Source organism: Pseudomonas sp. LS_2 (genome assembly GCF_042709235.1).
Classification (GTDB): Bacteria; Pseudomonadota; Gammaproteobacteria; order Pseudomonadales; family Pseudomonadaceae; genus Aquipseudomonas.
Map to the genome: position 1 here is coordinate 59,594 of NZ_JAVAYC010000011.1, position 17,887 is coordinate 77,480.

17 protein-coding genes are annotated in these 17,887 nt (G+C 64.3%); 10 read left to right on the forward strand and 7 right to left on the reverse strand.

What is annotated here, in order from left to right; translation table 11 throughout:
* The first annotated feature begins 32 nt into the window (after positions 1 to 32).
* Complete coding sequence (locus RAC97_RS12435; protein ID WP_375100544.1) at positions 33 to 638, forward strand: flavin reductase family protein; 606 nt, start codon at positions 33 to 35, stop codon at positions 636 to 638.
* On the opposite strand, the gene RAC97_RS12440 is transcribed toward RAC97_RS12435, so the two are convergent.
* On the reverse strand, positions 639 to 872 hold the full coding sequence (locus tag RAC97_RS12440) for a hypothetical protein (protein ID WP_375100545.1): 234 nt from the start codon (positions 870 to 872) through the stop codon (positions 639 to 641).
* Positions 873 to 924: 52 nt separating this feature from the next.
* The gene (locus tag RAC97_RS12445) at positions 925 to 1,218 is read right to left on the reverse strand and encodes a putative quinol monooxygenase (RefSeq protein WP_375100546.1); all 294 of its coding nucleotides are present in this window, start codon (positions 1,216 to 1,218) and stop codon (positions 925 to 927) included.
* A 201-nt stretch (positions 1,219 to 1,419) separates the two neighbouring features.
* Between RAC97_RS12445 and RAC97_RS12450 the strand changes: the two genes are divergently transcribed.
* Complete coding sequence (locus RAC97_RS12450; RefSeq protein ID WP_375100547.1) at positions 1,420 to 2,352, forward strand: AraC family transcriptional regulator N-terminal domain-containing protein; 933 nt, start codon at positions 1,420 to 1,422, stop codon at positions 2,350 to 2,352.
* An 81-nt stretch (positions 2,353 to 2,433) separates the two neighbouring features.
* Here the strand turns inward: RAC97_RS12450 and RAC97_RS12455 are convergent, their stop codons facing one another.
* On the reverse strand, positions 2,434 to 4,071 hold the full coding sequence (locus tag RAC97_RS12455; RefSeq protein ID WP_375100548.1) for a 5-guanidino-2-oxopentanoate decarboxylase: 1,638 nt from the start codon (positions 4,069 to 4,071) through the stop codon (positions 2,434 to 2,436).
* Between the two features lie 113 nt (positions 4,072 to 4,184).
* Between RAC97_RS12455 and RAC97_RS12460 the strand changes: the two genes are divergently transcribed.
* Complete coding sequence (locus RAC97_RS12460; RefSeq protein WP_375100549.1) at positions 4,185 to 5,060, forward strand: LysR substrate-binding domain-containing protein; 876 nt, start codon at positions 4,185 to 4,187, stop codon at positions 5,058 to 5,060.
* Here the strand turns inward: RAC97_RS12460 and RAC97_RS12465 are convergent.
* Positions 5,054 to 5,668, reverse strand: a complete 615-nt coding sequence (locus RAC97_RS12465) for an NAD(P)-dependent oxidoreductase (RefSeq protein WP_375100550.1) — start codon at positions 5,666 to 5,668, stop codon at positions 5,054 to 5,056. The genes RAC97_RS12460 and RAC97_RS12465 overlap by 7 nt on opposite strands.
* 105 nt (positions 5,669 to 5,773) lie before the next feature.
* On the opposite strand from RAC97_RS12465, the gene RAC97_RS12470 reads away from it, so the two are divergent.
* Positions 5,774 to 6,682, forward strand: a complete 909-nt coding sequence (locus tag RAC97_RS12470) for a LysR family transcriptional regulator (RefSeq protein ID WP_375100551.1) — start codon at positions 5,774 to 5,776, stop codon at positions 6,680 to 6,682.
* A 107-nt stretch (positions 6,683 to 6,789) separates the two neighbouring features.
* Positions 6,790 to 6,963 (forward strand): hypothetical protein, encoded by a 174-nt coding sequence (locus RAC97_RS12475; RefSeq protein WP_375100552.1) that lies wholly within the window; start codon positions 6,790 to 6,792, stop codon positions 6,961 to 6,963.
* 20 nt (positions 6,964 to 6,983) lie between these two features.
* Here the strand turns inward: RAC97_RS12475 and RAC97_RS12480 are convergent, their stop codons facing one another.
* Entirely contained in the window at positions 6,984 to 7,853 is an 870-nt protein-coding gene (locus RAC97_RS12480; protein WP_375100553.1) for an oxaloacetate decarboxylase, read from the reverse strand.
* A 377-nt stretch (positions 7,854 to 8,230) separates the two neighbouring features.
* Here RAC97_RS12480 and RAC97_RS12485 point away from each other — a divergent pair, with 377 nt between their 5' ends.
* Positions 8,231 to 9,682: an MDR family MFS transporter gene (locus tag RAC97_RS12485; protein WP_375100554.1), complete on the forward strand. Its 1,452-nt coding sequence runs from the start codon at positions 8,231 to 8,233 to the stop codon at positions 9,680 to 9,682.
* A gap of 77 nt (positions 9,683 to 9,759) precedes the next feature.
* Here RAC97_RS12485 and RAC97_RS12490 read toward each other — a convergent pair whose 3' ends face one another.
* Entirely contained in the window at positions 9,760 to 10,392 is a 633-nt protein-coding gene (locus tag RAC97_RS12490) for a TetR family transcriptional regulator (RefSeq protein WP_375100555.1), read from the reverse strand.
* Between the two features lie 264 nt (positions 10,393 to 10,656).
* Here RAC97_RS12490 and RAC97_RS12495 point away from each other — a divergent pair, with 264 nt between their 5' ends.
* The 3 genes from RAC97_RS12495 to RAC97_RS12505 are packed head-to-tail and all read left to right on the forward strand — an operon-like array spanning position 10,657 to position 16,412.
* Entirely contained in the window at positions 10,657 to 11,811 is a 1,155-nt protein-coding gene (locus RAC97_RS12495) for an efflux RND transporter periplasmic adaptor subunit (RefSeq protein ID WP_375100556.1), read from the forward strand.
* Positions 11,812 to 11,814: 3 nt separating this feature from the next.
* A complete protein-coding gene (gene ttgB / locus RAC97_RS12500) occupies positions 11,815 to 14,967 on the forward strand; it encodes a multidrug efflux RND transporter permease subunit TtgB (RefSeq protein ID WP_375100557.1) in 3,153 nt (1,050 codons plus the stop codon).
* Positions 14,964 to 16,412 (forward strand): AdeC/AdeK/OprM family multidrug efflux complex outer membrane factor, encoded by a 1,449-nt coding sequence (locus RAC97_RS12505; protein ID WP_375100558.1) that lies wholly within the window; start codon positions 14,964 to 14,966, stop codon positions 16,410 to 16,412. The genes ttgB and RAC97_RS12505 overlap by 4 nt, the downstream gene beginning before the upstream one ends.
* A gap of 165 nt (positions 16,413 to 16,577) precedes the next feature.
* Here RAC97_RS12505 and RAC97_RS12510 read toward each other — a convergent pair whose 3' ends face one another.
* Positions 16,578 to 17,264 carry a Crp/Fnr family transcriptional regulator gene (locus RAC97_RS12510; protein WP_375100559.1) on the reverse strand — a complete coding sequence of 229 codons (687 nt, stop codon included), beginning with the start codon at positions 17,262 to 17,264 and terminating at the stop codon, positions 16,578 to 16,580.
* Positions 17,265 to 17,357: 93 nt separating this feature from the next.
* Between RAC97_RS12510 and RAC97_RS12515 the strand changes: the two genes are divergently transcribed.
* Positions 17,358 to 17,882 carry a DUF962 domain-containing protein gene (locus tag RAC97_RS12515; protein ID WP_375100560.1) on the forward strand — a complete coding sequence of 175 codons (525 nt, stop codon included), beginning with the start codon at positions 17,358 to 17,360 and terminating at the stop codon, positions 17,880 to 17,882.
* Positions 17,883 to 17,887 lie beyond the last annotated feature (5 nt).

The following is a 17,887-nucleotide window of genomic DNA, read 5'->3' on the forward strand; positions in this document are numbered from 1 at the left end:
CCATCCCAGAGGAAGGGCCACGGCCCGCGCAGATGTACTACTACGAACCCGCCAAAGGCCACGGCCTGCCCCACGACCCGTTCAACGCCATCGTCGGCCCCCGCCCCATCGGCTGGATCTCCTCGCACGACACTGAAGGCCGCCTGAACCTCGCGCCCTACAGCTTCTTCAATGCCTTCAACTACATTCCGCCCATCGTCGGCTTCTGCAGCGTCGGTCGTAAGGACAGCCTGAACAACATCGAGCAGACCGGCGAGTTCGTCTGGAACCTCGCCACCCGCCCGCTGGCCGAGCAGATGAACCAGAGCTGCGCGGCGGTACCGGCAGAGGTCGATGAGTTCGTCTTGAGTGGCCTGACCCCGGCAGCCTCGCGGGTGATCGCCGTACCACGCGTGGCCGAGAGCCCGGTGAATTTCGAATGCAAGGTGAGCCAGATCATCCAGCTCAAGCGCGCCGACCAGGAACTGGTGCCCAGCTGGCTGATCTTGGGTGAGGTGGTAGCGGTGCACATTGCCGAGCACCTGCTCAACGACGGCATCTACGACACCGCCGCCGGCGAGCCGATCCTGCGCGGTGGCGGCCCAGCCGATTACTTCGCGTTGGGCGAGCTGTTCAAGATGGCCCGCCCCAAGGCCTGATCACCAGACCAGCGCAGCGTCCTCGGCAACGCCCTGCAAACGCGCAAGCTCCGCACTGGCAGCCTCATCGGCCGCCAGTGCAGAGCTGAACACCTGGCCGTCCAGCACCTTGTGAAAACGCGGTGCACCGCCCATGTGCAAGGCCTTCACGGCAATGGCCGCGTGGTAGCCACCGCCTTGCGCCGGCACCATGGCCGAAACGGCTTCGAAGCCTGGAAATTCCCTGCGTGCCATTGATATGCACTCCTGCTGATGATCGAGGGCGCGAATTCTAGCGCAATCGGCATCAGTCGAAGGTGTGCAAGTGCATGCTCGACAGCACCCGTTCCTGCACCAGGTCGCTGAACACCGACAAGGTGGGCGAGGCGAAATAGCCGTTCATCGCCTGTGGGTCGGTCCAGCTGCCGCTGAGCAGCCACAGATCGTCATCGACCTGGCAGCGTTGCACGCTGAAGTTCAGGCAACCTGGGGTACGCAGCGAAGGTTCGAGCAGGTCACGCAGGCGCATGCCGAGCTCAGCCGAACGGCCGGTGCTGGCACGGATGAAAGCCAGGTGAGTGACTGGTTTAGTCAGGGTCATGAACGATCTCCTTGAAGCGAACGGGACGCAAAAGCCAGGTTGCCAAGGTTAGGCCCTCGCCCACACGGGCCGTTAGGCTATTACTGCCTGACGATTGCCTGATCCTGTCGAATTGCAGGATCAGGCAATCGCCTTGCAGCATTCGACTAGCACCTATTGCTGGCCGAACTTATGCTGGCCCGGTCCATGGAGGAATCCGACATGACCGCCCCTTCGTCCACCTCTACGCCCCTCGAGCCCAGCCTGGAAGCCCAGCGCCAGGAGCTTGCCGGGTTGATCCAACGCCACGCCGGCGAACTGTACGGCCCCCCTTCGGCCGTCGAATCCCTGTACCTGTCCAGCTACCAGGAAAACGTGCGTTCAGTGCCCGGCCTGGCGCTGCCGGCCTTGTGCCTGCTGGCCCAAGGCAGCAAGAGCCTGTTTTTGGGCGATGAACAGTACGCCTACGACCCGCTGCATTACATGGTGGTGTCGGTGGCCATGCCGATCAGCGGGGTCAAGCTCGATGCCTCGCCGCAAAACCCCGCCCTGGGCTTGCGCCTGGACCTGGACGCCGCCGAGATAAGCCAGCTGATCGCCGAAAGCGGGCCGATGCTGGTGCCCAACATGCCCTCGGGCCGCGGCCTGTACGTGGAAAGGCTCGACCCGCACTTGCTCGATGCTATCTTGCGCCTGGTCAGGTTGCTGGATACGCCGCGCGATATCCCGATGCTTGCACCGTTGATCCGCCGAGAAATCCTCTATCGCCTGCTGCGTGGGCCGCAGGGCTACCGCCTGTATGAAATCGCCTTGGCCAACAGCCAGACGCACCGCGTCAGCCAGGCCATCACCTGGTTGAACAACCACTTTCACTTGCCGCTGCGCATCGACGACCTGGCCCGCGAGGTCAACCTCAGCACCTCGACCTTGCACCATCGGTTCAAGGCGGTGACATCGATGAGCCCGTTGCAATACCAGAAGCAGCTGCGCTTGCAGGAAGCGCGGCGGCTGATGCTCAACGATGGGCTGGAGGCGGCTGTGGCCGGCTACAAGGTGGGTTATGAAAGCCCTTCGCAGTTCAGCCGCGAGTACAGCCGCCTGTATGGCGCTCCGCCGATTCGGGATGTGGCGCGGCTCAGGTCCAGCGCAGGCTGAACCGTCAATGGGCAAGGCCGAGCGTGTGGGAGCGATACTGGCCTCAAGAACGGGGCCGTACCCGTAGCGCTTGCCTGGCCCTCACCCCACCACCTTGCCCTGCCATTGCGCCTGGTCGACCTGGATCAAGGTCGGCCCCTGGCGCTCCACCGCCTTGGCCAACGCTGCCTGCAACTGCGCCACGTCACCGACATGCTCCGCCGCCGCGCCCAGGGCCAGGGCTACGCCGATGAAGTCCGGGGTGTGGATGTCCACGCCCACCGGCTCGATGGCGCGGTTGACCATGTACTTCTTGATTTCCTCGTAGCCCTGGTTGTTCCACAGCAGCACGATCATCGGCACCTGTGCCTCTACCGCACTGGCCAGTTCCGGCAGGGTGAACTGCAGCCCGCCATCGCCGATCAGGCATACCGCCGGGGCGCGCTCGGCAATGGTTTCGGCACTGCCCAGCCAGGCGCCCATGGCCGCCGGTAGCGCATAGCCAAGAGTGCCGTAGCCGGTCGAGGCGTTGAACCAGCGGCGCGGACGGTCCAGGTCGAGGGTGAGGTTGCCGGTGTAGACCGGCTGGGTCGAGTCGCCGACGATGATGGCCTCTGGCAAGGCTTGCAGCACGGCGGTCAGCAGGCGGGTCTGGCTGAGGGTCGGCTGGTCCCAGTCGGCCGCCAGCGCCTGGCGCAGGCGCATGACACGGCCTGCCCCCCAACTGTCGTCCGGTGCCGGACCGGGTTGCTCGCGCAGGGCAACGAGCAACGCATGCGCCGCCTGCTCGGCATCGGCCACCAGGGCCAGCTCCGGCAGGTAGTTGCGTACGGTCTGGTCCGGGTCGATGTCGATCCGTAGCAGGCTGCCAGGGATTTCGAAGCCGCCCTTGAAGGTCACGTCGTAGTCGGTTTCGGCAAGCTCGGTGCCGATCGCCAGTACCACGTCGGCTTCAGCCACCAGCGCGCGGGTGGCGGGCAGCGACTGGGTCGAGCCGATCTGCAAGGGATGCGCAGCGGGCAGCAAGCCCTTGGCATTGATGGTCAATGCCACCGGCGCCTGCAAATGCTCGGCAAGACCCGCCAGGGCCTCGCCCGCCGCCAGGGCACCGCCGCCGGCCAGGATCAGCGGGCGGCGAGCCTGGGCCAGGCGCTCGGCCATCTGCGCCACCGCCGACGCTGCCGGGCCTGCACGGCAGGTGCGCACCGGGCGTGCAGACAGCAGGTGGTCGGCGGGCTCGACCAGTACGTCCAGCGGAATCTCGATATGCACCGGACGTGGCCGGGCGCCATCGAATACAGCGAAGGCACGCGCCAGCACTTGCGGCAGGTCGTCGGCGCTCATCAGGGTGTGCGAGAACGCCGCCACCCCGGCCACCAGCGCCGACTGGTTAGGCAATTCGTGCAACTTGCCGCGTCCGCCGCCCAGGGCGTTGCGCGACTGCACGCTGGAAATCACCAGCATCGGGATGGAGTCGGCATAGGCCTGGCCCATGGCGGTGGTGATATTGGTCATGCCGGGGCCAGTGATGATGAAGCACACCCCAGGCTTGCCACGGGTGCGCGCATAGCCGTCGGCCATGAAGCCTGCGCCCTGCTCGTGGCGCGGCGTGACATGGCGGATCGACGACCCGGCCAGGCCTCGATAAAGCTCTACCGTATGCACGCCGGGAATACCGAAGACATGGTCCACGCCATAGCCTTCAAGGAGTTTGACCAATACTTCGCCGCAGGTAGCCATCGTCTTCACCCTGGTTCTTGTTGAAATCACTGCCCATTGGACCCAAGGCGCGGCTACCGCCACAAGGCAAAAAAACACATACTAGCCATGCTCTCAGCTCATGGCTTGCGACGATGAAACGACTCCCTCCCCTTCCCGCCCTGCATACCTTCCTGGTGACCGCGCAGCACTGCAACTTCACCCGTGCCGCACAGCAACTGCACCTTACCCAAGGCGCCGTCAGCCGGCAGATCGCCGGGCTCGAGGCGCATCTGGGCTATGCCTTGTTCCAGCGCCAGGCCCGTGGCCTGAGCCTGACCCGCGAAGGGCAGGATTGGCTGCCACGGGTGCAGCAGGTGTTCGGGCTGATCGAGCAGGGCGTGCGCGAAGTCGGGGGGCGCAGCGCCACCTTGCAGCTGAAGGCCCCTACCTGCGTAATGCGCTGGCTGCTGCCGCGCCTGATGGAATGGCAGGCCCTGCGCCCGGACGTGCCGGTGGAACTGACCACCACCGTGCAGCATGGGGTGGATTTCCGCCACGAAGGCTTCGACGCGGCGGTGGTCTATGGCAGCCCCCCCAACCACGGCCTGCAGGCACGCAAGCTGTTCGACGAGCAACTGACGCCCGTGTGCGCGCCTTCGCTGCTCGACACAACTGCGCCGCTGCAGCGCCCGGAAGACCTGGCGCGGCATATGCTGCTGCACCCTTCGCGGGACGAACACGACTGGCAGCTATGGTTGCACGCGGCAGGCGCAAGGCTGGAGCCCCACGGCCCGAAACAGCATTTCGAGACCCTGGACATGGCGATGGCCATGGCATCGCAAGGCACCGGCATAGCCATCGGCGACTGGGCGTTGATCGGCGATGACCTGCGCAGTGGCCGCCTGTGCATGCCGTTCGACTTGAAGGTGCCGACCGGCAAAGGCTATTACCTGGTCAGCCCCTCAAAAGCCTTGCCACCGGGGCTGGAAGCCTTGATGGCTTGGCTGGAGACTCAAGCCACTCAATAGCCCACGGTAAAGCGCTGGCGTGAATGCGCAGGCTGCTCCAGCTCATCGAGCATGGCGATGGCAAAATCGGCGAAGCTGATCGAGCTGTTGCCATCCTCGGCGATCAACAGGTGGTCCTTGCCCAATCGGTACTGCCCGGTGCGTTCACCCGCGAAGAACTCGGCCGACGGCGACAGGAAGCTCCAGTCCAGGCCGTTTTCCTGGCGCAAGGCCTCAAGAAAGCGCACGCCACCGTTGGCCTCGGCCTTGTATTCCTCGGGAAAGTCGGGACTGTCGATCACCCGCTGCCCGGACGGCAGCAACAGGCTCCCCGCACCACCGACCACCAGCAGACGCCCAACCCCGGCACGCTTGACCGGCGTGATGATCGCCTGCGGCTCGATAGTGGCGAACTGCGCCGCGCTCAGCACGGCATCCGTACCCCCCAACACAGCTTGCAGGGCTGCGCCATCGTTGACATCCAGGGCCTTCACCGTGACGCCAGGGTGCCCCTGCAAGGCCGCCGGGTTGCGGGCGATGGCCAGCACTTCATGACCGCGGCGCAGGGCCTCTTCCAGCAATTGGCGGCCCGCACGGCCAGTGGCGCCGATGATTGCGATCTTGCTCATGGGAAACGCTCCATCAGAAAAGTTGAAGACCCACAGCTTAGTTGCCCGATTCGTCACAAAAAATGCGATTCTGCTTCATAGTTTGTTTCTGAAACCGGGCAAATCATGGACCGTCTCAACGCGATGCGCGTATTCGTCACCGTCGTCGACCTGGGCAGCCAGTCTGCAGCGGCGGACCATCTGCAACTGTCACGCCCCGTGGTCTCGCGCTACCTCGCCGAACTCGAGGAGTGGGTAGGCGCACGCCTGATGCAACGCACCACGCGCAAGCTGAGCCTGACCGCCGCCGGCCAGCAAACCCTGCCGCGCTGTCGACAGATGCTGGAGATGGCCGACGAGCTGCAAGCCGTCGTGCAGCCGCCAGACGACACACCACGCGGGGAGTTACGCATCAGCGTCTCGCCCTCGTTCGCCCAGGCGCAGTTGGTCAGCGCCATCGCGACCTACGTAGAACGCTACCGTGGCGTGAAGGTCGACCTGCAAGTGCTCGATCGCACGGTCAACCTGGTGGACGAACGCATCGACCTGGCGATTCGCACCAGCAACGACCTTGACCCGAACCTGATCGCGCGGCGCCTGGGCGTTTGCCATTCGGTGATCTGCGCCGCGCCTGGCTACCTGGAACTGCACGGGGTTCCGCGCCAGGTCGAGGACCTGGGCCAGCACAACTGCCTGACCCACGCCTACTTCGGCCACAGCCTCTGGCATTTCGAAGTGGCGGGACGCAGCGTGGCGGTGCCGGTGCAAGGAAACATCAGCGCCAACGAAGCCATGACCCTGCAAAGGGCCGCCATGGCGGGTGCAGGTATCGCCATGTTGCCGACCTACGCCGCCGCCCCTGCACTACACGCCGGGGAACTGGTGCGCCTACTGCCCCAGGCACGGCCGCGGGAGCTGGGCCTGTATGCCGTCTACACCTCACGCAAGCACATGCCGGCCACACTGCGCAGCATGCTGGATTTCCTGGCGCAGCAATTCAGCGAAAAACCGGAGTGGGATCGCGGCTTGATATAGAAATGTTCTAAACCCAACGCGCAGAATTCGGCGGCAAAGCCGACGTCCGCCATGAACCTGACCTATGCTTCAAGACATAACCTGTTGCATAGCAGGAGATAAGCACCATGGGCATCAAGACCCGTCGTTGCGCTGTTGTCCTGGCCCTGGTCGCCGTGGCCGGGCTTTTTGGTTCTGCTTGCTGGCGCGTCGAGTCCATACGCAACCAGCCCACTGCCTCAGCGACCTGCGTGCACGATCACTGCGTGCCGCACGCCGCGACATTGAGCGCCCTCAGGTAAGCTGACGGCGCCCACGCCGATCACTCCTCGACGCTCATGTACTCCTTGGCCCAGCGGATGTAGTCCTCGGGCTGGGTGTAGGTGTGCGAGAGCTCGGTAGCGCTGAGGTTCTCGGACTTGTTCTGCTGCCCGCGCTGCAGGCGCAGGCAGTCGTAGGTGGCCTTGATCGCCGCGAAGTAGGCGGCATGGCCGTCGACCACGATGCGTACGCCCAGGCGCGCCAGGCGCTCGTCGTCGCGCAGGCTTGGGTTGCCGTAGGTGACCAGCATCAGCGGCACGCTCAGGTGCTCGGCGATCTGCTCAAGCTGCTCGAAATCCTTCACCCCTACCATGCAGATACCGTCGGCGCCGGCCTTCTGGTAGCTCTGGGTGCGCACGATGATTTCCTCGGTGCTCAGTACCCCGGCATTGGTCCGGGCGATGATCGACAGCGCCGAATCGACCCGGGCTTCCAGTGCCGCGCGGATCTTGCCGACACCTTCTTCTACCGAGATCAGGTCCGTGGACTTACGGCCAAACTGCGCCGGCAGGAGGGTGTCCTCGATGGTCAGTGCCGCCACGCCGGCGCGCTCCAGTTCGATCACCGTGCGCATCACGTTAAGGGCATTGCCATAACCGTGGTCAGCATCGGCAAGCACTGGCAACTGGGCGACACGGCCGATACGGGTGGCCTGCTCGACGAACTCGCTGAGGGTAATCAGGGCGAAGTCCGGTGCGGCGAGCACCTGCAAGGAGGCTACCGAGCCGCCGAGAATACCGACTTCAAAACCGAGGTCGGCGGCGATGCGGGCCGACATGGGGTCGAATACCGATGCGGTGTGATAGCACGAGCCTGACGCGAGCAGCTCGCGGAAGGCAAAACGCAGGTCATTGTGGGAAGCCTTTGGCATGATCACTCCGCTAGAACATGAAATTTGAACTGTCTGACTACCGACCCCTGGTTCGGGTCTACCTGATCTGTTTCCAACCGTCGCCATCAGGGCGGTCATGCTCGACATGCAGGCAGAGGAATAGAAGGTGTGGAAAAGCAGCGCCACGGGCTTGCACGCGCACGATCGCACCAAAGCGGTGCAAGACGCGGGTTTTGGCGGCTGCGAGGGGTTCAAGATATCACGCGGCCATAGGCCAGCGGATGAAAGCAGGTATGCCGATCGTGCATAGGGGATGCAGATTTTACATAGGAAGCTACCTAACTCAGGTTACACTTTCCCGACTCGCATCGGCAAAGGCGCCCGCCATTGCCCTGACCACAAGGTGCCCTCGCCCCGTGACCGCCGCCCTCCCTCCAGCCGTATTGCGCAGCGTGCTCAGCGCGCTGATGCTAGCGATTCTGCTTGGCGCTCTGGACCAGACCATCGTCGCCGTTTCCCTACCGGCCATTTCCGCACAGTTCGACGATGTCGGCCTGCTGGCCTGGGTGATTTCCGGCTACATGGTGGCCATGACCGTGGCCGTGCCGATCTACGGCAAGCTGGGCGACCTCTATGGCCGGCGCCGCATGATCCTTACCGGCACTGCCGTCTTCACTTTGGCCTCGGCGTTCTGCGCGCTGGCCCAGAACATGGAACAACTGGTGCTGGCGCGGGTGCTGCAGGGCATCGGCGCCGGGGGCATGGTGTCGGTCAGCCAGGCGATCATCGGCGACTTCATCCCTCCTCGGGAGCGTGGCCGCTACCAGGGTTATTTCAGCAGCATGTACGCGTTGGCCAGCGTCGCCGGGCCGGTGCTCGGCGGCTGGTTGACCGAATACCTGTCGTGGCGCTGGGTGTTCTGGATCAACCTGCCGTTGGGCGTGTTCGCCTGGTGGGTGATCCGCCGTGCCTTGATCGGCATGCCGGTGGTACATCGCCAGGCACGGGTCGACTACCTCGGCGCCGTGCTGATGATCCTGGGCCTTGGCAGCCTGCTGTTGGGCATCACCCTGGTTGGCCAGGGCCATGCCTGGTTATCCCCGCCGGTACTGGCGCTGTTCGCCTGCGCACTGCTGGGCTTGGCCCTGTTCGTCGCCCATGAGCGTCGCTGCACAGAACCGTTGCTGCCGCTGAAGCTGTTCGGCAACCGGGTCGCAGTGCTGTGCTGGGGGGTGATCTTCTTCGCCAGTTTCCAGTCCATCTCGCTGACCATGCTCATGCCGCTGCGCTACCAGAGCCTGACCGGTGCCGGAGCCGACAGCGCCGCCCTGCATCTGTTGCCGCTGGCCATGGGGTTGCCCCTGGGCGCCTTCAGCGCGGGTCGACTGACGACCTTCACTGGGCGCTACAAGCCTCAGATTCTCGCTGGCGCCATGCTCATGCCGCTGGCGATTGTCGGCATGGCCCTGACCCCGCCGCAGTCTACCGGGCTGGGCGCGCTGTTCATGCTGTTGACCGGCATCGCGGGCGGCATGCAATTCCCTACCTCGCTGGTAGGCACCCAGAGTGCGGTCGAGATGCGCGACATCGGCGTGGCCACCAGTACCACCAACCTGTTCCGTTCCCTGGGCGGGGCCATGGGGGTGGCCTGCATGTCCAGCCTGCTGCTGGCGCTGCTGCATTCCGGTGGGCTCGAAGCGTTGGGCAACCCACTGCTGGGCAGCTTGAAGGCTGGCCAGGCCGACCCGGTCAGCCAGGCGCACCTGGCGCAAACCTTCCGCGACCTGCTGCTGGCCAGCGCCGCCGTGGCGCTGCCTGGGCTGCTGGCAGCGCTGGCCCTGCCAGACAGGCAACTGCGTGGGCATTGAAACGCGAAAGGGCCGCATCGCGGCCCCTTTGGCAGAATGGAATAGAGAAACAGCTCCTCACAATCCTTAACAAAGTCTCATTTGCGCAAGCTTGGGCTCAAGCGCAGCATATCCAAGCCGGTGTCGACCCATTGTTCGACACCGCCCAGCAGGTCAAAGCTGTCCGGCAACAACAGCCAGCGCCCGATCAGGCCATCGACATAGGCGAACATCGCGATCGCCGCCCGCTCGATCTCCAGGTCCTCGGGCAACTGGCCCCGGCGCACGGCATTGCTCAAGGCCCGAACAATACCTTCATGGCATTCGACGATCGCGCTCTGGCGCTGCTGGCGGATATCACACATGTCATCGGTGAACTCGCACTTATGATGCAGGATTTCATTGATACGCCGGGTCCTGGCGTCGAGCACCAGCTCGCTGAACACTTGCAGCAACAATTTCCTCATGCAGCCAAGCGGATCGAGCTCGTCCTCGCTTTCGCTGGCGCGCGCCAAGTGGTCATGGGTTTCGTGCAGGCTGTCGAGCAGCGCCTGCACCAGGTCGGCCTTGTTGCTGAAGTGCCAGTAGATGGCACCGCGCGTCACGCCCGCCAACTCAGCGATATCAGCCAAGGTAGTTCGCGCGACCCCGCGCTTGTAAAAAGCCTTTTCCGCCGCCTCGATGATCTGCGCGCGGGTTTCCAGGGCTTCTTCTTTGGTACGACGGACCATGGCAGCTCAACCTCATCTGGGCCCAGCGCCTGGGCGCTCGGGAATCCGGCCGGGGTCGCCTCTGCAGGGCGGCTCCCGGGTGCGTTAATGGTGCGTTAATCAGGCACCGTGGTAGTAGCGGGCTATTACCATGGGCTATTTACAAACAGCCGTGAATGTAAGTATATTCCTTAGCATCCTACTTATCCACCCGATAGCGATTTTTCTGACAATAATCTTCCACTATTCTTGAGCGCCCCCTGCTCCAGCGACCCGAGGATCCTCATGCAATTCAAGCCAGCCGTTACCGCCCTGGTTTCCGCCGTCGCCCTGGCAACCTTGCTCAGTGGCTGCAAGAAAGAAGAAGCAGCGCCAGCGGCGCAGGCTCCTCTGGTAGGCGTCGTGACCATCCAACCGCAAGCCTTCACCCTGACCTCCGAGCTGCCGGGGCGCACCACCGCCTACCGGGTGGCTGAAGTGCGCCCGCAGGTCAATGGCATCATCCTCAAGCGTCTGTTCAAGGAAGGCAGCGACGTCAAGGAAGGGCAGCAGCTCTACCAGATCGACCCTGCCGTCTACGAGGCCACCCTGGCCAACGCCCAGGCCAACCTCCAGGCTACCCGCTCGCTGGCCGACCGCTACAAGCAACTGATCGACGAGCAGGCGGTGTCCAAGCAGGAATACGACGACGCCAATGCCCGGCGCCTGCAGGCCGAAGCCTCGCTCAAGAGCGCGCAGATCGACCTGCGCTACACCAAGGTGCTGGCGCCGATCAGTGGCCGCGTCGGTCGTTCCTCGGTCACCGAGGGTGCCTTGGTGAGCAATGGCCAGGCCAACGCCATGGCGACCATCCAGCAGCTCGACCCGATCTACGTCGACGTCACCCAGTCCACCGCCGAGCTGCTCAAGCTGCGCCGCGACCTGGAGAGCGGCAACCTGCAGAAGGCCGGCGACAACGCCGCCAAGGTGCAGTTGGTGCTCGAGGACGGCAGCCTGTTCAAGCAGGACGGCCGCCTGGAGTTCTCCGAAGTCGCGGTCGACGAAACCACCGGTTCCGTGACCCTGCGGGCGATCTTCCCCAACCCCGACCACACCCTGCTGCCGGGCATGTTCGTGCACGCCCGCCTGCAGGCCGGGGTCAATGCCAACGCCATCCTCGCGCCTCAGCAAGGCGTAACCCGCGACCTCAAGGGTTCGCCGACCGCCCTGGTGGTCAACCAGGAGAACAAGGTCGAGCTGCGCCAGCTCAAGGCCAGCCGCACCCTGGGTAGCGAATGGTTGATCGAAGACGGCCTCAAGCCAGGCGATCGGCTGATCACCGAAGGGTTGCAGTTCGTGCGCCCAGGCGTGGAAGTCAAGGTCGGCGAAGCCACCAACGTCAAGAAGCCGGCCAGCCCAGCCCAGGCCGGTGCAGCGAAAGCAGACGCCAAAGCGGAGTAAACCATGTCGAAGTTCTTTATCGATCGCCCGATCTTCGCCTGGGTGATCGCCTTGGTGATCATGCTGGTCGGGGCCTTGTCGATCCTCAAGCTGCCGATCAACCAGTACCCCAGCATCGCCCCGCCGGCCATCGCCATCGCCGTGACCTACCCGGGCGCCTCGGCGCAGACCGTGCAGGACACCGTGGTGCAGGTCATCGAGCAGCAGCTCAACGGTATCGACAAGCTGCGCTATGTGTCGTCGGAAAGTAACTCCGACGGCAGCATGACCATTACCGCCACCTTCGAGCAGGGCACCAACCCTGACACCGCGCAGGTGCAGGTGCAGAACAAGCTGAACCTGGCCACCCCACTGTTGCCGCAGGAAGTGCAGCAACAGGGTATCCGCGTGACCAAGTCGGTGCGTAACTTCCTGATGGTGATCGGCCTGGTGTCCGAGGACGGCAGTCTGAACCGCGAGGACCTGGCCAACTACATCGTCTCGAACATGCAGGACCCGATCTCGCGGACCGCAGGCGTCGGTGACTTCCAGGTCTTCGGTGCCCAGTACGCCATGCGTATCTGGCTCGATCCGGCCAAGCTGAACAAGTTCCAGCTGACCCCGGTGGACGTACGCGACGCGGTCTCGGCGCAGAACATCCAGGTGTCTTCCGGCCAGCTCGGCGGCCTGCCTGCGGTGCCGGGCAACCAGCTCAACGCCACCATCATCGGCAAGGTGCGCCTGCAAACCGCCGAGCAGTTCGAGAAGATCCTGCTCAAGGTCAACGCCGACGGCTCGCAAGTACGCCTGGGCGATGTCGCCCGGGTCGCCCTGGGTGGCGAGAACTATGCCGTCACCGCGCAGTTCAATGGCAAGCCGGCTTCGGGCTTGGCGATTCGCCTGGCTACCGGGGCCAACGCCCTGGACACCGCCAAGGCCATCCGCAATACCATCAGCGAGCTGGAGCCGTTCTTCCCGCCAGGCGTGAAGGCGGTGTTCCCGTACGACACCACTCCGGTCGTCACCGAATCGATCAGCGGGGTGATCCACACCCTGATCGAGGCCGTGGTGCTGGTGTTCCTGGTGATGTACCTGTTCCTGCAGAACTTCCGCGCCACGATCATCACCACGATGACCGTGCCGGTGGTACTGCTGGGTACCTTCGGCATCCTCGCCGCCGCAGGCTTCAGCATCAACACCCTGACCATGTTCGCCATGGTCCTGGCCATCGGCTTGCTGGTGGACGACGCCATCGTGGTGGTGGAGAACGTCGAGCGGGTGATGTCCGAGGAAGGGCTACCGCCCAAGGAGGCGACCAAGCGTTCGATGGAGCAGATCCAGGGAGCCCTGGTGGGTATCGCCCTGGTGCTCTCGGCGGTGCTGCTGCCGATGGCCTTCTTCGGCGGCTCCACGGGCGTGATCTACCGACAGTTCTCCATCACCATCGTCTCGGCCATGGGCCTGTCGGTGCTGGTGGCGCTGATCTTCACCCCGGCCCTGTGCGCCACCATGCTCAAGCCGCTGAAGAAGGGCGAGCACCATGTGGCCAAGCGCGGGTTCTTCGGCTGGTTCAACCGCAACTTCGATCGCAGTGTGCACGGCTACGAGCGCAGCGTCGGCGCCATCCTGCGCAACAAGATACCGTTCCTGCTGGCTTACGCACTGATCGTGGTGGGCATGATCTGGCTGTTCATGCGCATTCCCACTGCATTCCTTCCCGAGGAAGACCAGGGCGTACTGTTCGCCCAGGTACAGACCCCGGCCGGCTCCAGTGCCGAGCGAACCCAGGTAGTGCTCGACCAGATGCGCGAGTACCTGCTCGAGGGAGAGTCCGACACCGTATCCTCGGTATTCACCGTGAACGGTTTCAACTTTGCAGGTCGCGGCCAGAGCTCGGGCCTGGCGTTCATCATGCTCAAGCCTTGGGACGAGCGTCCGGCCGAAAACAGCGTGTTCGCCCTCGCCAAGCGCGCCCAGCAGCACTTCTTCGGTTTCCGTGATGCCATGGTGTTCGCCTTCGCGCCACCTGCGGTGTTGGAACTGGGTAACGCCACCGGCTTCGACGTGTTCCTCCAGGACCGTGGCGGCGTCGGCCATGCCAAGCTGATGGAAGCGCGCAACCAGTTCCTCGCCAAGGCTTCGCAAAGCAAGGTTCTCACTGCTGTGCGCCCCAACGGCCTGAACGACGAACCGCAGTACCAGCTGACCATCGACGATGAACGCGCCAGCGCCTTGGGCGTGACCATCGCCAACATCAACGCCACCCTGTCGATCGCCCTTGGCGGCAACTACATCAACGACTTCATCGATCGCGGCCGGGTGAAGAAGGTGTACATCCAGGGCGAGTCGAATGCTCGCATGAGCCCGGAAGACCTGCAGAAGTGGTACGTACGCAACAGCGCGGGCGAAATGGTGCCGTTCTCCTCCTTCGCCAAGGGCGAATGGACCTACGGCTCGCCCAAGCTTTCGCGCTACAACGGCGTTGAGGCGGTGGAGATCCTCGGCACCCCGGCGCCGGGCTACAGTACCGGTGAAGCCATGGCCGAGGTCGAGCGCATCGCAGGCGAGCTGCCGGCGGGCATCGGCTACTCCTGGACCGGCATGTCCTACGAGGAAAAACTCTCCGGCTCGCAGATGCCGGCGCTGTTCGCCCTCTCGATCCTGTTCGTGTTCCTCTGCCTGGCAGCGTTGTACGAGAGCTGGTCGATCCCGATCGCAGTCGTGCTGGTGGTGCCGCTGGGTATCATCGGTGCGCTGCTGGCCACCAGCCTGCGCGGCTTGTCCAACGATGTGTACTTCCTGGTGGGCCTGCTGACCACCATTGGCCTGGCGGCGAAGAACGCGATCCTGATCGTGGAATTCGCCAAGGAACTGCACGAGCAGGGCCGCAGCCTGTTCGATGCGACCATCGAGGCGTGCCGCATGCGTCTGCGCCCGATCATCATGACTTCGCTGGCATTCATCCTCGGCGTGGTACCGTTGACCATCGCCAGCGGCGCCGGTGCGGGCAGCCAGCACGCCATCGGCACCGGGGTAATCGGCGGCATGCTCAGTGCAACCGTGCTGGCCATCTTCTGGGTACCGCTGTTCTTCGTCCTGGTGTCGTCCGTCTTCGGCAGCAAGAAGCCGAAAGAAGACGCCACTCCTGAAACTCCACGTTATGAGGCTGGGCAATGACCAAGTCTTTGTTGTCCCTTGCGGTCACCGCATTCATTCTCGGCGGTTGTTCGCTGATCCCCGACTACCAGGCCCCGGAAGCCCCGGTGGCCGCGCAGTGGCCGCAAGGCCCTGCATACTCGCCGACCGAGTCGGCCAACGTCGCCGCTGCCGAGCAGGGCTGGCGCCAGTTCTTCCACGACCCGGCGCTGCAGCAACTGGTGCAGACCGCGCTGGTGAACAACCGCGACCTGCGGGTCGCAGCGCTGAACATCGACGCCTACCGCGCGCAGTACCGCATCCAGCGTGCCGACCTGTTCCCGGCGGTTTCGGCCACCGGCAGCGGCAGCCGCCAGCGGGTGCCGGGCGACCTGTCGCAGACCGGCCAAGCCAACATCACCAGCCAGTACTCGGCAACCCTGGGCGTCAGCGCCTATGAGCTGGACCTGTTCGGTCGCGTGCGCAGCCTTACCCAGCAAGCTCTGGAGACCTACCTGTCCAGCGAGCAGGCGCGCCGCTCCACGCAAATCTCCCTGGTGGCCAGCGTGGCCAACGCCTACTACACCTGGCAGGCCGACCAGGCGCTGCTGAAGCTGACCGAGGAAACCCTCAAGACCTACGAGGAAAGCTACAACCTCACCCGCCGCAGCAACGAAGTGGGCGTGGCCTCGGCACTGGACCTGAGCCAGGCACGCACCGCCGTCGAAGGCGCGCGGGTACGGCTGTCGCAGTACCAGCGTCAAGTGGCCCAGGACCTCAACAGCCTGACCGTGCTGCTGGGCACCGGCGTGCCGGCCAACCTGCCGGCTCCGCTCAAGCTCGATGCCGAGCAGTTGGCCGAAGTGCCCGCTGGCCTGCCGTCCGACCTGCTGCAACGTCGCCCGGACATCCAGGAAGCCGAGCACCTGCTCAAGGCCGCCAACGCCAACATCGGCGCCGCCCGCGCCGCGTTCTTCCCAAGCATCAGCCTGACCGCCAATGCGGGCACCCTGAGCTCGGACATGGATGGGCTGTTCAAGGGTGGTTCGGGCACTTGGCTGTTCCAGCCGCAGATCAACCTGCCGATCTTCAACGCCGGTAGCCTGAAGGCGAGCCTGGAATACTCGAAGATCCAGAAGGACATCAACGTCGCACGCTACGAAAGGACCATCCAGACGGCCTTCCAGGAAGTCTCCGACGGCCTGGCCGCGCGCAAGACCTTCGAAGAGCAGTTGCAGGCCCAGCGCGACCTGGTGGCCGCCAACCAGGACTACTACCGCCTGGCCGAACGCCGCTACCGCATCGGTATCGACAGCAACCTCACCTTCCTGGATGCCCAGCGCAACCTGTTCAGCGCCCAGCAATCACTGATCATCGACCGCCTTTCGCAGCTGACCAGCGAGGTCAACCTGTACAAGGCACTCGGCGGTGGCTGGTACGAGCAGACCCAGCAGCAGCAGGCTGCGGTGGCCACGCCGAAAGGTTGATGGCTGGTTGATACGCATCAAGCCCACCTTCGCGGTGGGCTTTTTGTTTTTCTGGTTTCGCCGTGGGCCTCTTCGCGGGCAAGCCGCGCCTACAGGCTCAGCCTGGCTTCAGCAGTAGCGGGCTGGCCCGCGAAGAGGCCGGAACTGCCTGAGTCTGACCGACGCTCACCCCGGCTGCACTGCCATCTGCCGCAGGCGCTCGGCATCGAGGATCTGCACCTCGCCATAGGCCAGACGCACCACACCCGCCTGTTCCAGGTGCTTGAGGATCTGGTTGATGGTCTGGCGCGACAGCGAAAGCATCAGTGCCAGCTGCTCCTGGGAAAGCTGCAAACGCCATTGCGGCTCGTCGCGCTCGCCATAGCCCTCGGCAATCTGCAACAAACGATGCGCCAGGCGCGGAGCCGCTGCCAGCAGGTGCTGTTGTTCAAGGGCAATGAATACCCAGCGCAGCTTGTGGCTCATCAGCAAGGCCAAGTCGCGCCAGTGCACCGGGTGACGTGAAAGCCAGTCGAGCAACGCCGCCTGGGGAATCCACAGCAGCTGCGTGGCGCCCTCGGCGAAGGCGTCGTGGGTGCGCGGCTGGCCATCGAACAGGCTGATCTCGCCAAACCAGTAGGGCGACTCGACCAAGGTCAGCAGCGCCTCCTTGCCATCGCTGCTCACCGCCCCTACCCGCATCGCACCGCTCAATACCGCGTAAAGCCCGCAAGGCGGGTCGCCGCGCTGGAACAGGCACTGCCCGGCAGCCAAGGTGCGCGGCTTGGCCAGCGCCAGCAGGCTATCCTGAACAGCAACGGGCAATTGTTTGAACCACTGGCCATGCAGCAGCTGGGCACGTGGGTTATCCATGACGCCTCATTGAATGAACTCTGTCGGCCAGGCGACAGACGACAGCGAATGGGCCGGGGCAAGCTGCGCTAAAACCCGGATGGAGGAACAACAATGAAAAACCTCGTCGATCACCTGAGTCAATACGCGGCCTACCACCGCGACCCTCGCAACATCGCCACGCACTTCGTCGGCATCCCGCTGATCGTGCTGGCGGTGGCTATCTTGTTGTCGCGCCCCGGTTGGGAAGTGGCGGGTATCTGGCTATCGCCGGCGCTGCTGCTGGCGGCGTGGTCGGTGTGGTTCTACCTGCGCCTGGACCTGCGCTTCGGCCTGGTGATGGGTGCGCTGCTGGGCCTGTGCCTGTGGGCCGGGCAGGCGCTGGCGGTGCAGGCCACCGGGCTGTGGCTGAGCGCAGGGCTCGGGGCCTTCGTGGTGGGCTGGATCATCCAGTTCGTCGGGCATCACTACGAGGGGCGCAAGCCCGCCTTCGTCGATGACCTGAGCGGGTTGATCGTCGGGCCGCTGTTCGTGGTGGCGGAAGTGGCGTTCATGGCCGGGCTGTGCAGCGACCTGAAAAAAGCCATCGAAGCCAATGCCGGGCCGGTGGCCGTGCGCCACAAGAACGCCGCGGCTTGATTCGC

What these genes read in the sequence shown, in the direction of transcription:
- RAC97_RS12435 (WP_375100544.1), top strand. Translation starts at nt 33, where the DNA reads ATGTACTACTACGAACCCGCCAAAGGCCACGGCCTGCCCCACGACCCG.
- RAC97_RS12440 (WP_375100545.1), bottom strand. Translation starts at nt 872, where the DNA reads ATGGCACGCAGGGAATTTCCAGGCTTCGAAGCCGTTTCGGCCATGGTG.
- RAC97_RS12445 (WP_375100546.1), bottom strand. Translation starts at nt 1,218, where the DNA reads ATGACCCTGACTAAACCAGTCACTCACCTGGCTTTCATCCGTGCCAGC.
- RAC97_RS12450 (WP_375100547.1), top strand. Translation starts at nt 1,420, where the DNA reads ATGACCGCCCCTTCGTCCACCTCTACGCCCCTCGAGCCCAGCCTGGAA.
- RAC97_RS12455 (WP_375100548.1), bottom strand. Translation starts at nt 4,071, where the DNA reads ATGGCTACCTGCGGCGAAGTATTGGTCAAACTCCTTGAAGGCTATGGC.
- RAC97_RS12460 (WP_375100549.1), top strand. Translation starts at nt 4,185, where the DNA reads ATGAAACGACTCCCTCCCCTTCCCGCCCTGCATACCTTCCTGGTGACC.
- RAC97_RS12465 (WP_375100550.1), bottom strand. Translation starts at nt 5,668, where the DNA reads ATGAGCAAGATCGCAATCATCGGCGCCACTGGCCGTGCGGGCCGCCAA.
- RAC97_RS12470 (WP_375100551.1), top strand. Translation starts at nt 5,774, where the DNA reads ATGGACCGTCTCAACGCGATGCGCGTATTCGTCACCGTCGTCGACCTG.
- RAC97_RS12475 (WP_375100552.1), top strand. Translation starts at nt 6,790, where the DNA reads ATGGGCATCAAGACCCGTCGTTGCGCTGTTGTCCTGGCCCTGGTCGCC.
- RAC97_RS12480 (WP_375100553.1), bottom strand. Translation starts at nt 7,853, where the DNA reads ATGCCAAAGGCTTCCCACAATGACCTGCGTTTTGCCTTCCGCGAGCTG.
- RAC97_RS12490 (WP_375100555.1), bottom strand. Translation starts at nt 10,392, where the DNA reads ATGGTCCGTCGTACCAAAGAAGAAGCCCTGGAAACCCGCGCGCAGATC.
- RAC97_RS12495 (WP_375100556.1), top strand. Translation starts at nt 10,657, where the DNA reads ATGCAATTCAAGCCAGCCGTTACCGCCCTGGTTTCCGCCGTCGCCCTG.
- ttgB (WP_375100557.1), top strand. Translation starts at nt 11,815, where the DNA reads ATGTCGAAGTTCTTTATCGATCGCCCGATCTTCGCCTGGGTGATCGCC.
- RAC97_RS12505 (WP_375100558.1), top strand. Translation starts at nt 14,964, where the DNA reads ATGACCAAGTCTTTGTTGTCCCTTGCGGTCACCGCATTCATTCTCGGC.
- RAC97_RS12510 (WP_375100559.1), bottom strand. Translation starts at nt 17,264, where the DNA reads ATGGATAACCCACGTGCCCAGCTGCTGCATGGCCAGTGGTTCAAACAA.
- RAC97_RS12515 (WP_375100560.1), top strand. Translation starts at nt 17,358, where the DNA reads ATGAAAAACCTCGTCGATCACCTGAGTCAATACGCGGCCTACCACCGC.